At 67.4% G+C, this 12716-nt stretch carries 10 protein-coding genes; 8 read left to right on the plus strand and 2 right to left on the minus strand.

The window, feature by feature from the left end:
- The first annotated feature begins 29 nt into the window (after nt 1-29).
- The 5 genes from OB2597_RS06625 (at nt 30) to OB2597_RS06645 (ending at nt 7698) form a co-directional block, all read left to right on the plus strand.
- A complete protein-coding gene (locus tag OB2597_RS06625) occupies nt 30-530 on the plus strand; it encodes a hypothetical protein (RefSeq protein WP_009804761.1) in 501 nt (166 codons plus the stop codon).
- Between the two features lie 57 nt (nt 531-587).
- On the plus strand, nt 588-1256 hold the full coding sequence (purQ, locus tag OB2597_RS06630; protein ID WP_009804762.1) for a phosphoribosylformylglycinamidine synthase subunit PurQ: 669 nt from the start codon (nt 588-590) through the stop codon (nt 1254-1256).
- 60 nt (nt 1257-1316) lie between these two features.
- Nucleotides 1317-3092 (plus strand): sensor histidine kinase, encoded by a 1776-nt coding sequence (locus OB2597_RS06635; RefSeq protein ID WP_009804763.1) that lies wholly within the window; start codon nt 1317-1319, stop codon nt 3090-3092.
- A 19-nt stretch (nt 3093-3111) separates the two neighbouring features.
- Nucleotides 3112-4449, plus strand: a complete 1338-nt coding sequence (locus tag OB2597_RS06640; RefSeq protein WP_009804764.1) for a sigma-54-dependent transcriptional regulator — start codon at nt 3112-3114, stop codon at nt 4447-4449.
- A gap of 474 nt (nt 4450-4923) precedes the next feature.
- Nucleotides 4924-7698: an Rne/Rng family ribonuclease gene (locus OB2597_RS06645; RefSeq protein ID WP_040609177.1), complete on the plus strand. Its 2775-nt coding sequence runs from the start codon at nt 4924-4926 to the stop codon at nt 7696-7698.
- Between the two features lie 174 nt (nt 7699-7872).
- On the opposite strand, the gene OB2597_RS06650 is transcribed toward OB2597_RS06645, so the two are convergent.
- Entirely contained in the window at nt 7873-8115 is a 243-nt protein-coding gene (locus OB2597_RS06650; protein WP_009804766.1) for a sulfurtransferase TusA family protein, read from the minus strand.
- Between the two features lie 79 nt (nt 8116-8194).
- Here OB2597_RS06650 and OB2597_RS06655 point away from each other — a divergent pair, with 79 nt between their 5' ends.
- From OB2597_RS06655 to OB2597_RS06665, 3 genes are all read left to right on the plus strand, one after another.
- The gene (locus OB2597_RS06655) at nt 8195-8944 is read left to right on the plus strand and encodes a cytochrome c biogenesis CcdA family protein (protein WP_009804767.1); all 750 of its coding nucleotides are present in this window, start codon (nt 8195-8197) and stop codon (nt 8942-8944) included.
- 63 nt (nt 8945-9007) lie between these two features.
- On the plus strand, nt 9008-10243 hold the full coding sequence (locus OB2597_RS06660) for a hypothetical protein (RefSeq protein ID WP_009804768.1): 1236 nt from the start codon (nt 9008-9010) through the stop codon (nt 10241-10243).
- The gene (locus tag OB2597_RS06665) at nt 10240-11679 is read left to right on the plus strand and encodes a cytochrome P450 (RefSeq protein ID WP_009804769.1); all 1440 of its coding nucleotides are present in this window, start codon (nt 10240-10242) and stop codon (nt 11677-11679) included. Before OB2597_RS06660 ends, OB2597_RS06665 begins: the two co-directional genes overlap by 4 nt.
- A 196-nt stretch (nt 11680-11875) precedes the next feature.
- On the opposite strand, the gene rsmA is transcribed toward OB2597_RS06665, so the two are convergent.
- Nucleotides 11876-12715 carry a 16S rRNA (adenine(1518)-N(6)/adenine(1519)-N(6))-dimethyltransferase RsmA gene (gene rsmA, locus OB2597_RS06670; protein WP_009804770.1) on the minus strand — a complete coding sequence of 280 codons (840 nt, stop codon included), beginning with the start codon at nt 12713-12715 and terminating at the stop codon, nt 11876-11878.
- Between the last annotated feature and the right edge of the window lies 1 nt (nt 12716).

Below are 12716 nucleotides of genomic sequence, written 5' to 3' on the forward strand. Positions count from 1 at the left end.
CTAGGGTCGTGCCGCAGGAAAGGTGCGGCATGATCACACTGGCATTCTACAAGGGGCGGGGCTCATCCTGGTGGAGCAGGGTGCAGGACGGGGCGATCCGGTTCGCGACCCGCTCGCCCTACAGCCATGTCGAACTGATCGAGGGCTGGGCCGATCCGGGGCAGGAGGCGGTGTGCCTCTCCGCCTCGGGCCGCGACGGCGGCGTGCGCGAAAAGACGATCCTTCTGAAGCCGGACCACTGGGACCTCGTCGACATGGCGGACCAGCCGGCCGGGATCGGCGGCTTCATCCGCGACCGGATCGGTGCCCGCTACGACTACTGGGGCATCCTCTTCAGCCAGGTGTTGTCCCTCGGCCGTCACGATGCCGACAGATGGTTCTGCTCCGAGATCTGCGCCGCCGCCCTCGGCATGCCCAATGCGCAGAGGATGAGCCCGCAGGCGCTTTATGACGTGGTGATGTGGTCCAGGACGTCCGGGCAGACCGGACCCCGGACGCCCGCACCGCCCGACCAGCCGCCGGCCACTTGAGATCCGCCGCGACCCGGCGTATCTGCAGCGCATGTCCCCCGACACGGAGTGCCCGCGATGAAGGCCGCCATCCTCGTCTTTCCCGGTTCCAACTGCGACCGCGACCTCCGGGTCGCCTTCGAGGCGGCCGGCGCCAGCGTGACCATGGTCTGGCACAAGGAAGACGCGCTTCCCGACGGCACCGATATCGTCGGCATCCCGGGCGGCTTTTCCTATGGCGACTACCTGCGCTGCGGCGCCATCGCCGCCAATTCGCCCATCACCCGCTCGCTCAGGACCCATGTCGAGAGGGGGGGCTATGCGCTCGGCATCTGCAACGGCTTCCAGATCCTGACCGAGACGCGCATCCTGCCGGGCGCTCTGCTGCGCAATGCCAACCTCAAGTACATCTGCCGGACCGTGCCCCTGACCGTGCGCACCAGCGACAGCGACTTCACCCGCGCCTGGAACGCCGGCACCGAACTGCAGATCCCGATCGCCCATCACGACGGCAACTATCGCGCCGACGCGGACCTGATCGAACAGCTCGAGGCCGAGGACCGCATCGCCTTTACCTACAACGACAATCCCAACGGCTCGGCCGGCGACATCGCCGGTGTCCTCAGCGGGAACCGCAGGGTCCTGGGCATGATGCCCCACCCCGAACGCGCCGCCGACGAGGCCCTGGGCGGCACCGACGGACGGGCCATGTTCCAGGGGCTGACGAACGCGCTGGTTTCCGCCTGACCGCCCGTTGCGCCAAGGTGGCGAACTTGAGCGCGCAGGATCACTGGCGTAGGGTGCGACATGTCCGAGGCCACCCAGAACAGACGACCTGACCGCACCATCGGCGGGCGCACGTTCTCGTGGCGCAGCCGCATGGCGCTGGCGATCTTCGTCATCATCGCGGTGATCACGGTCTCGATCACCAACAGCCTGCTGACCGACCGTTTCACCGAGAATACCCGCAACCGGGCCGAACTCCGCCTCGCGCTCTACGGCGGCAACTTGGTGTCGGAACTGCGCCGCAACTCCATCGTGCCGCAGCTTCTGGCCCGCGATCCCACGCTGATCGGCGCGCTCAACTCCTCCGACTATTCGCAGTCGACTCAGCGCCTGATCTCCTTCGTCGACGAGATCGGCGCCGCCTCGCTCATGCTGCTCGACAAGGACGGTCGCACCGTGGCGGCCACCGATCGCAACCGGCTGGGCGAGTCCCACGTCGGCACCCGGCACTTCGTCGATGCGCTGCGCTCGCCGGGCACCGTCTTCACCGTCTCGGAGCGCGAGGGGGTGGGCTATCAGTTCATCTATTCCCGCAAGATGGAGAGCAACGGCGCCACCGCCGGCGTGATCGTGGTCGAGGTCGACCTGCAGAAATTCGAACGCGCCTGGGCCGGGATCTCGGATGCCGTCCTCGTCACCGACAGCACGGGGCAGATCATCCTGGCCACCGAACCGCGCTGGCGGGGCCTGACCGAGGGCGACGCGCTTCAGCGCGAACCGCCCGAAACCGCGATCCAGCGCGCCATCCAGGCCACCGCCGACTGGTCCGCCCTGCCGCCCGATGCCTACGTCAAGGGCGAGGCCGTGATGCGCGTGGCCTCGCGCCTGCCGTTCCGCGGCTGGCAGATCGCCAGCTTCACCACCTATGCCAGCGTGCGCGAAAAGGTGAACGGCTTTCTCGCGCTGGAAATCATGGGATTTGCGATCCTGCTCGCGCTCGCCTTCTATGCCCTCAGCCGCAAGAACGCGCTGCGCATGGCCTTTTTCCAGATGGAGTCGGCAGAACTCCGCGCATTGAACGAAAGGCTGCAGCGGGAAATCGCCGAGCGTGAGCGGATGCAGAAATCGCTCGACGTGGCCGAGCAGACGCTGGCCCAGTCCTCGAAACTCGCCGCCCTGGGCGAGATGTCGGCGGCCGTCAGCCACGAGCTCAACCAGCCGCTCGCCGCGATGAAGACCTACCTCGCCGGCGCCGCGCTCCTGCTGCGCCGCAACCGCCCCGAAGAGGCGCTCTCGTCCTTCCAGCGCATCGACGATCTGATCAGCCGCATGGGGGCGATAACCCGCCAGCTGAAAAGCTACGCCCGCAAGGGGGGAGAGCAGTTTTCCCCTGTAAACGTTGGCGATGCGGTCAATTCCGCCCTCTCCATGATGGAGCCGCAGCTGCGCCAGAGACAGGTGCGGATCACCCGCGCCGTGCCGGACCGGCGGGTCCAGGTGATGGCCGACCGGGTCCGGCTGGAACAGGTGCTGATCAACCTCATGCGCAACGCCATCGACGCCACCTCGAGCGTCGAGAACCCCGCCATCGACGTCATCCTGTCGGTCGGGGAAACCGCCACGATCACGGTGCGCGACAACGGCACCGGGATCGAGAATCTCGAGGATCTGTTCGAACCTTTCTACACCACCAAGCGCCCCGGCGACGGCGTCGGCCTCGGTCTTGCGATCTCGTCGGGGATCGTCAACGACTTCGGCGGCCGCCTGACCGCGAGGAACGCGGAGACGGGTGGGGCTGTTTTCGAGATACAGCTGCCTATCTTGTCCGAAGAGGCCGAGATCGAAGCGGCAGAGTAACGACCGGAGAACATGTCAGATGCAAAAGGCCATGAAGATCGCGATCGTCGATGACGAACAGGATATGCGTCAATCGATCAGCCAGTGGCTTGCCCTCTCGGGCTACGATACCGAAACCTTCGGCTCGGCCGAGGACGCGCTCAAGGCACTCGGTCCCGATTACCCCGGCATCGTCATTTCCGACATCAAGATGCCCGGCATGGACGGGATGCAGTTCCTGCGCAAGATCATGGGCTCGGACAGCGCTCTGCCCGTGATCATGATCACCGGCCACGGCGATGTGCCCATGGCGGTCGAGGCGATGCGGATCGGTGCCTTCGACTTCCTGGAAAAGCCCTTCGATCCCGAACGCATGAATCAGCTGGCCAAGAAGGCGGCCAATGCACGGCGGCTCGTGATGGACAACCGCCAGCTGCGCCGCGAACTCTCGGACGGCGGCGAGATCATGAAGAAGCTGATCGGCAACGCGCCCCTGATGGAGCGGCTGCGCGAGGACATTCTCGACCTGGGGCAGGCCGACGGCCATGTCCTGATCGACGGCGAGACCGGCACCGGCAAGACCCTGGTCGCCCATGCCCTGCACGCCGTCGGGGCGCGCGCCGGCAAGAAGTTCGTCCTGGTCTCCTGCGCCGCGATGGACGAGGCCGCCCTGACCAAGCGCCTCTTCGGTCCGATGCGCCCCGAGGACAGCCAGCTCCCGGCGGTCGAGGAAGCGCGCGGCGGGACCCTCGTGCTCGAGGATGTCGAGGCGCTCTCCGACGCCGTTCAGGGCAAGCTGCTGAACATGATGAACGAACAGGGCACGCCGGGCGAGACCCGGATCGTCGCCATCTGCAACATGCAGGAGCCCGACCGCACCTGCGAGGATGCCCTGCGCTCGGACCTCTTCTACCGTCTCGCGGCCCTGCGGATCACCGTGCCGCCGCTGCGCCAGCGCGGCGAGGACGTCCTGACCCTCTTCACCACCTTCTGCGAGCAGTTCTCCGAGGAATACGGCTGCGACGCGCCCAAGGTCTCGGCCCAGGAGGCGGCGCAGCTGCTCCAGGCCCCCTGGCCGGGCAATATCCGCCAGTTGATCAACGTGGCCGAGCGCGCGGTGCTGCAATCGCGCCGCGGCTCGGGCACCATCGCGTCGCTGCTGATGACCGAACACGACGACATCCAGGCTGTGGTGACCACCGAGGGGAAACCGCTCAAGGAATATGTCGAGGCTTTCGAAAGAATGCTCATCGACAACACCATGCGCCGTCACAAGGGCTCGATTTCCAGCGTGATGGACGAGCTTTGCCTGCCGCGCCGCACGCTGAACGAGAAAATGGCCAAGTACGGTCTGCAACGCGCCGACTATCTGAACTGAGGATTCGTTGCCGTTTACGACGTAAGTCCAGGACGGGGACCGGGCGTCGCACCGGTCCCGGTGTTTTCTCCATTGTCTTTTCACCTTTCCCGGTTCTATTGTGGAAAAGTGGCGGGTCGCATCTGCGCCCCGACCGAGAGTTTCTCTGTCCCGCGTATTGCAGGGACCGTCCCTGAGACCGGCCCCGGATATCCGGACAGACCGAATGGACCCCGAAACGGGTCTCCTAAACGCCGCGAGGTCACGAAACGATCTTCAAGGCACCGAACGGGTGGCACCTGCGGGCACCGCAGTCAGCCGCCGGAGAAGAACCGCGATGAGGCGCGACGGATCGAGAACAGGCAAGGGCGGGGCGTTGATGCGCCGGCCCGGTGTCGTGTCCCGTCGTTCCCGCAATATCGCCCCTAACAGACACGCCAGAACCACCCTCGGGCCACCCGGCACCAGGGTCGTTTTCGCGTGCGATTGGTCAAAATGGCAAAGAAAATGCTCATCGATGCCACCCACGCGGAAGAGACCCGCGTCGTGGTGGTCGACGGAAACAAGGTCGAAGAGTTCGACTTTGAATCGGAAAACAAGCGCCAGCTAGCCGGCAACATCTATCTCGCCAAGGTCACCCGGGTGGAGCCTTCGCTCCAGGCGGCCTTCGTGGATTACGGCGGGAACCGCCACGGCTTTCTCGCCTTCTCGGAGATACATCCCGACTACTATCAGATCCCGGTCGCCGACCGCGAGGCCCTGATGGAAGAGGAACGCGCCTACGCCGAGGCGATGCGCGCCCGCGACGAAGGCGAAGAGGAAAAGAAGAAACCCCGCTCCCGGCGCCGCAAGTCTTCCAAGGCCGAACAGGCCGAGCGTATCGACAGCGACGACGCCGTCGTCTCGTCCGATGCCGAGATCTCGGGCATGGAGACGATCGATCTCGACGACGAGAACGAGGGTCTGTCCCCGATGGAGACGGTCGCCGAAACCCCGGTCGCCGAACCCTCGGACGAGACCGGCGCCGATGCGGCCGACGCCGCGCCCGCGGACGAGACCGGCCCGGACGAGGATGACGAGGCCGACAACGGTGGCCGCGACGCCGTGCGCGACGCAAGTGCGCACGACGACGAGATCGAATCCGTCGCCGACGACGACGATCAGGAAGACATCCGCCCGGTGCGCAAACCGCGCCAGCGCCGCTACAAGATCCAGGAAGTGATCAAGATCCGGCAGATCATGCTGGTCCAGGTCGTCAAGGAGGAACGCGGCAACAAGGGCGCCGCGCTGACCACCTATCTTTCGCTGGCCGGCCGCTACTGCGTCCTGATGCCCAACACCGCACGCGGCGGCGGCATCTCGCGCAAGATCACCAACGCCGCCGACCGCAAGAAGCTCAAGGAGATCGCGAACGAGATCGACGTGCCGACCGGCGCGGGGCTGATCGTGCGCACCGCAGGCGCCAAGCGCACCAAGACCGAGATCAAGCGCGACTATGAATATCTCCAGCGCCTCTGGGAACAGATCCGCGAACTCACGCTGAAATCCATCGCGCCCGCCCGGATCTACGAAGAGGGCGACCTGATCAAGCGGTCGATCCGCGACCTCTACTCGCGCGAGATCGACGAGGTCCTGGTCGAGGGCGAGCGGGGCTACCGCAACGCCAAGGACTTCATGAAGATGATCATGCCGTCCCACGCCAAGAACGTGAAGCACTATGCCGACCAGATGCCGCTCTTCGCGCGCTACCAGGTCGAAAGCTACCTCGGCGGCATGTTCAACCCGACGGTCCAGCTCAAGTCCGGCGGCTACATCGTCATCGGCGTGACCGAGGCGCTGGTGGCCATCGACGTCAACTCTGGCCGCGCCACCAAGGAAGGCTCGATCGAGGAGACGGCGACCAAGACCAACCTCGAGGCGGCCGAAGAGGTCGCCCGCCAGCTGCGCCTGCGCGACCTGGCCGGCCTGATCGTCATCGACTTCATCGACATGGACGAGCGCAAGAACAACAACGCCGTCGAGAAGCGCCTCAAGGACAAGCTCAAGACCGATCGCGCCCGCATCCAGGTGGGCCGCATCAGCGGCTTCGGCCTGCTCGAGATGTCGCGCCAGCGCCTGCGCCCCGGCATGCTCGAGGCGACGACCCAGCCATGCCCCTCGTGCCACGGCACGGGGCTCATCCGCTCGGATGACAGCATGGCGCTGAACATCCTCCGCCAGATCGAGGAAGAGGGCGTGCGCCGCCGCTCGCGCGAGGTGCTGGTCAAATGCCCCGTGGGCATCGCCAACTACCTCATGAACCAGAAGCGCGAACATGTCGCGGCGGTCGAGGCGCGCTATGGCCTCTCGGTCCGCATCGAGGGCGAACCCCATCTGGTCAGCCCCGATTTCTCGCTCGAAAAGTTCAAGACGGCGACCCGGCACGTGCCCGAGCCCAGCTCGGTCATCTCGGCCGACGCCATGCTCATGGACCAGATCGACGACCAGATCGAGGAGACCCCCGACGAGGACGAGCTCCCCGAGACCGCCGAGTCGACCCCCGAATCCGAGGATCAGAAGCCCAAGAAGCGCCGCCGCCGTCGCCGCCGGCGTCGTGGCGGAGGCAACGGTGAGAACGGCGGGGCGGACAACGGCTCCGACAACGGCTCCGGCGACGATCAGCTTTCCGGAGAATCGGGCGACGACCAGAAGGAGGCGCCCGCGCAGCCCGAGAAGGCCGCCGAGGGCGAGGAACCGACCGCATCCGACGCGGCGGAGGCCTCCGAGGAGAAACCGAAGAAGAGGACCCGCTCCCGCAGCCGGAGCCGCAAGAAGGCGGAAGAGCCGGCAGCCGAAGAGACCCCGGCCGACGCTTCGTCCGCCCCGGCGCAACCGGCCCCTGCGGATGAGCCCTCCGCCGGGCCGGCCACCGAAACCCCGGCCGAACCCGAGCCGGCAGCCGCTGCAAGCGAACCCGCGGCAGCGGATGCCGCAGCGGCCGCGCCCGAGGTTTCGGCAGACGATGCCCCGACGGCCACGCCGGACGGTTCGGCAGACGACGCCTCGCTGGCGACTCCGGAGCCGGCCGAACCTGAGGCCGAGACCGCTGCCGCCGAACCTGCGCCGGCCGAGCCGGCCCCGGAAAAGACCCCCGTGGCCGCCAAGCGCAAATCCGCCGCGAGAAAACCGGCCCCTGCCGAGCCGGAGCCGGAACTCGAACCCGCCGAAGCGGCGGCCCCCGAGGAAAGCAAGCCCAAGCGGCGCGGCTGGTGGTCCCTCGGCAAGGGCTGAACCGATCCGGCGACCCTCGGCCCCCGGGTCCGGGGGTCGCCATCCCCGGCGCGCTCCCGCACCACCTCTACCTGCGGGGCACCCCCGCGATGCCGGGTCTCGCCATCCGTGCGGCACAGCGGCAGAAGATCCTCGGGTCGAACGATACCTCCCGCCCGGTCCGTCCCGACCGCCTCAACCTTCCGGCGCTTGATCCCCGCGACGCACCGCGAACCACCGCGCATCGCCCAGATCCCGCGTTTCCAGCAGCGCATGGCCTGCCTCGTGGCAGAAATGCGGAATGTCGATCGCGGCTACGGGATCATCCGCCAGCATCGTCAGCACGCCCCCCGGCGGCATCGCCAGCAGGCGCTTGCGCAGCCGCAGGACGGGCAGGGGGCAGATCAGCCCCCGGGCATCCAGATCCACGTCATCCATGCCCCGGCGCTTAGCCGCTCCACGGCTTTGTGACAACACGCCGCGTGACGCGCTCTCCGGAAACGGATAATCCGGGCCCATGTTCGGTATCGACATCATCGACGCGGGCCTTCTGCCGGCCATGATCGTGGCGCTTCTCGCCGGAGGCATCTCTTTCCTCAGCCCCTGCGTGTTGCCGATCGTGCCGCCCTATATCGCCTACATGTCCGGCGTGACGCTGAACGACCTCGGGCAGGGCTCCCGGCGGGGCCGCGCCCTGACGACCGCCGTGATGTTCGTCCTTGGCCTCTCGACCGTCTTTCTGCTGCTCGGCTTCGCCGCCTCCTATGTCGGTACGCTGTTCCTGCGCTACCAGGGGCATTTCAACACCGTCGCCGGCTTGCTGGTCATGGTCTTCGGCGCGCATTTTCTCGGCATCTACCGCATCGGCTTTCTCGACCGCGAGGCGCGGCTCGACGCGGGCGACCACGGCGGCTCGGCCTTCGGCGCCTATATCCTGGGGCTCGCCTTCGCCTTCGGCTGGACCCCCTGCATCGGGCCGCAACTGGGCGCGATCCTGTCGCTCGCCGCCTCCGAGGCCTCGGTCCTGCGCGGCACCTCGCTCCTCGCGGTCTATGCCCTCGGGCTCGGCGTGCCCTTTCTGCTGGTCGCCGCCTTCCTGCCGCGTCTCGGCGGCACCCTCGCCTGGATGAAGCGCAACATGGAGCGGATCGAGCGGATCATGGGTCTCCTCCTCTGGACCATCGGGCTGCTGATGCTGACCGGCGGATTTTCCGCCATGTCCTACTGGCTGCTGGAAACCTTCCCGGGTCTAGCAACGCTCGGTTAGTTCACACTTTCGCCCTGAACCTGGTGTATGGTGCCTCAAAACAATAAAAAAAGAGGCAACGACATGAGCACCGACGCCACAGTCCGCACCCGCCGGGTCTTTTACGTGCCCGGTTACGACCCGTTCCACCCCCGGCGCTACCGCGAACTCTATCGCAGGGAGGGCGCGGAACAGGCGCGCATTTCAGGCTATGACATCGCCCTGCGCCCCCGGACCGGCCAGGGCCCCTACGGCTGGCACGTCATCTCGACCCAGGACGGCGCGACGGTCAAGACCGAGGTCGAGGTGCTCTACTGGTCCGACATCGTCCGCGACAGCATGGCCGGGTCGATCCCCGCCACCTATGCTCACCTTGTACGTACAGCGTCAGTCTACATCTTCACCGGAGCCCTTTTCCGCCTGATGCGCCTGCGCAAGGGGCCGGTGATCGCCGCGCTCTACCCGGTGACGTTCCTGATCGTGCAGCTTCTCGTCGCCCTCGGCCTCGCAGGGCTGGCCGGCTGGGGGCTTGCCCGGATTGCCGGCCTCGTCACGCCCCAGCTTGCGCAACAGCTCGCCCCGGCCGGCTGGCTGGCCGCCCCGGTGGTCCTGATCCTCGTTCTGCGGTGGTTCCGAAAGCAGGACAACAGGTTCTTCGCCTATTACCTGATGCATGACTATTCCTTTTCAGCCAGTACCTTGGGCGCCAATTCTAATGCAATGGAAGAGCGGATTTCAGAGTTTGGCAACAGGATCCGAACCGCGCTCGCATCCAATGTCGACGAGGTGCTGGTCATCGGCCATTCCTCGGGCGCGCATCTCGCCGTGTCGATCCTGTCTGACCTGATCCGGGCCAAGCGCGTTCCGGCCAACGGGCCGGTCCTCTCCTTCCTCTCGCTGGGCCATGTGGTGCCGATGGTCTCCTTCCTGCCGAGGGCGCAGCGCCTGCGCGCGGACCTGGCGTTCCTCAGCACGCGCGACGAACTGACCTGGATCGACGTCACCGCCCCCGGCGACGGCTGCGCCTTTGCGCTCTGCGATCCGGTCGCGGTCTCGGGCGTCGCGCCCGAGGGCAAGCGCTGGCCGCTGATCCTCTCGGCCGCCTTCACCCAGACGCTCAGCCCCGACCGCTGGAAGGCGCTGCGCTGGCGTTTCTTCCGCCTGCATTTCCAGTATCTCTGCGCCTTCGACCGGCCCGATCACTACGATTACTTCCGTATCACGGCCGGACCACTTACGCTGTACGACCGCTATCGCGGCAAGGCGCCGTCGAAATCCCGCATCGAGACCCCGGTCAACCGCTACCGGAGCGTGGCATGACGCCGCCCAAGCCACCCGCGCGGGCCGACCGCGTCTCGCTCTGGCGCTATCTGCGGCTGTTCCGGCAGGATATCCTCTCGGCCCAGCCCGCGCGGCTCTACCGCGCCCGGATGGCCGAGTTCCGCACGCCCTTCTTCCGCTCCTACCTCGTGAACCAGCCGGATCTGGTCCGCGCGGTCCTGAAGGACCGGCCCGGCGATTTCCCCAAGTCCGGCCGGGTCAGTGAGGGTCTGCGCCCGTTGCTGGGAAATTCCGTCTTCCTCACCAATGGCGAGAGCTGGAAGCGCCAGCGCCGGATCATCGACCCGGCCTTCGAGGGCGGGCGGCTCCGCGATACCTTCCCCGCCATGCGGGCCGCCGCCGAGGCCTGCGTCTCGCGCCTCGCCGCGCGAACGGGCACCCCGGTCGAGATCGAGGCCGTGACCTCGCATGTCGCGGCCGACGTGATCTTCCGGACGCTCTTCTCGATCCCCATCGACCATGCCGTCGCCGCGCAGGTCTTCGCGCGGTTCCGCGACTATCAGCGGTCTTCTCCGATCCTGAACATCGCCGCCTTCATCCCGTTGCCGCGCTGGCTGCCCCGGTTCCATGCGCGCCGCACCAGGACAGCCGCGCGCGTGATCCGCCGCCTGATCGGAGAGCTGACGGCCGAACGCCAGGCGGCGATCGCCGCCGGCACCGCGCCCGACGATCTCGCGACAAAGATCATGACGACGCGGGATCCGCAGACCGGCGAACGGTTCGACACGGGCGAGATGATCGACCAGGTGGCGATCTTCTTCCTTGCCGGGCACGAGACTTCGGCCTCGGCCCTGGCCTGGGCGCTCTACCTCGTGGCGACCCACCCCGACTGGCAGGAGCGGCTCGCCGCGGAGGCAGGGGCCCTGGACGAGGGGGAGGATTTCACCGCGATGAGCCGCCTGAAGCTGTCGCGCGACGTCTTCCGCGAGGCCCTGCGCCTCTACCCGCCCGTGCCGATGATGGTACGCGAGACCACCCGCCCGGAGGAGTTCCGCGACCGGACCCTGCCGCGCGGCGCGCAGGTCGTACTCAGCCCCTGGCACCTGCACCGGCACGAACGGCTCTGGGACGCGCCCGACGACTTCGACCCGGCGCGCTGGCAGACCGAAAACGGGCGCACCTGCCAGCGCGAGGCCTTCATCCCCTTTTCGGCCGGTGCGCGGGTCTGCCCCGGCGCCGGATTCGCGATGGTCGAAGGGCCGCTGATCCTGTCGATGATCCTGCGCCGGTACCGGATCGAACCGGCCGGCGCGCCCCCCCGCCCGGTGGCGCACCTGACGGTGCGTTCCGACAACGGCATCCGGTTGCGATTGTCGGAACGGCGGGAAAGCGTGCCGCACCCTCTCGAACCCGGGGCGCGCGCTGGACGGGCCGGAGAGAGCGATGCCCCTGGCGCACCGGAGGTGCGCGATTGAAGGGAAAAGAGGGGGCGCTGCCCCCTGTCGCACCGGAGGTGCGCAATCAGAAGGGACAAGAGGGGGCGCTGCCCCATCTTGAGCCCTGCGGGATCAATTCACCCCCGGGATATTTGCCGGACCAAAGAAGACAGGACCTCTGCTTCTTTGGTCTTGCAAATATCCCCGCCGGAGGCACGGGCCGCCCGCGGCCCGTCTATGGCGACACGGCGCGGGCGAGGGCGCAGAACTGTTCCAGCGACACGGTTTCCGCGCGATCCGTCGGTGCGATGCTGGCGGCGCGCAGCCGGTCCTCGATATCCGGCGCGAGGCCCTTCAGCGCGGCGCGCAGCATCTTGCGGCGCTGATTGAAGGCCATCGCCACCACCCGTTCCAGAACCCTTGGATCTGCCGGGTAGCGCGGCTCGGGCAGGGCGGTCAGATGCACCACCGCCGAGGAGACTTTGGGCGGAGGGGTGAAGGCCTCGGGCGGCAGGGACAGGGTGATCCGGGCCTCCGCCCGCCAGGAGGCCAGCAGGGCGAGCCGTCCATAGGCCTTGCCGCCCGGCCGCGCGACGATCCGTTCGGCCACCTCGCGCTGGAACATCAGCGTCAGGCTGTCCCAGTAGGGCGGCCAGCGGTCGGGGGTGAGCCATCGCACCAGCAGTTCGGTCCCGACGTTGTAGGGCAGGTTGGCGACGATCCGTATCGGCGGTGTCAGCCGCGTCAGCGGGTCGACCTCGAGCGCGTCGCCGTTCACCACCTCGAGCCGGCGGGGATAGGCGGCCGCGATCTCGGCCAGGGCGGGCAGGCAGCGGGCGTCCTTTTCGATGGCGAGCACCCGGCGCGCCCCCTCGGCCAGCAGGCCGCGGGTCAGTCCGCCCGGCCCCGGCCCGATCTCGAGCACGTCGCAGCCCGACAGGTCGCCGGCCTGCCGCGCGATCTTGGCGGTCAGGTTGAGATCCAGAAGGAAGTTCTGGCCGAGCGATTTCCGGGCTGCCAGACCGTGGGTCGCGATGACCTCGCGCAGCGGCGGCAGCCCGTCGATGGTGGCCACG

Origin of the sequence: Pseudooceanicola batsensis HTCC2597 (assembly GCF_000152725.1) — a bacterium.
GTDB classification, from domain to species: Bacteria; Pseudomonadota; Alphaproteobacteria; order Rhodobacterales; family Rhodobacteraceae; genus Pseudooceanicola; species Pseudooceanicola batsensis.

Bases quoted from the DNA above. Each gene is read 5' to 3' on its own strand.
- purQ (WP_009804762.1), top strand. From the start codon at position 588: ATGAAGGCCGCCATCCTCGTCTTTCCCGGTTCCAACTGCGACCGCGAC.
- OB2597_RS06640 (WP_009804764.1), top strand. From the start codon at position 3,112: ATGCAAAAGGCCATGAAGATCGCGATCGTCGATGACGAACAGGATATG.
- OB2597_RS06625 (WP_009804761.1), top strand. From the start codon at position 30: ATGATCACACTGGCATTCTACAAGGGGCGGGGCTCATCCTGGTGGAGC.
- OB2597_RS06645 (WP_040609177.1), top strand. From the start codon at position 4,924: ATGGCAAAGAAAATGCTCATCGATGCCACCCACGCGGAAGAGACCCGC.
- OB2597_RS06665 (WP_009804769.1), top strand. From the start codon at position 10,240: ATGACGCCGCCCAAGCCACCCGCGCGGGCCGACCGCGTCTCGCTCTGG.
- OB2597_RS06655 (WP_009804767.1), top strand. From the start codon at position 8,195: ATGTTCGGTATCGACATCATCGACGCGGGCCTTCTGCCGGCCATGATC.
- OB2597_RS06660 (WP_009804768.1), top strand. From the start codon at position 9,008: ATGAGCACCGACGCCACAGTCCGCACCCGCCGGGTCTTTTACGTGCCC.
- OB2597_RS06635 (WP_009804763.1), top strand. From the start codon at position 1,317: ATGTCCGAGGCCACCCAGAACAGACGACCTGACCGCACCATCGGCGGG.
- OB2597_RS06650 (WP_009804766.1), bottom strand. From the start codon at position 8,115: ATGGATGACGTGGATCTGGATGCCCGGGGGCTGATCTGCCCCCTGCCC.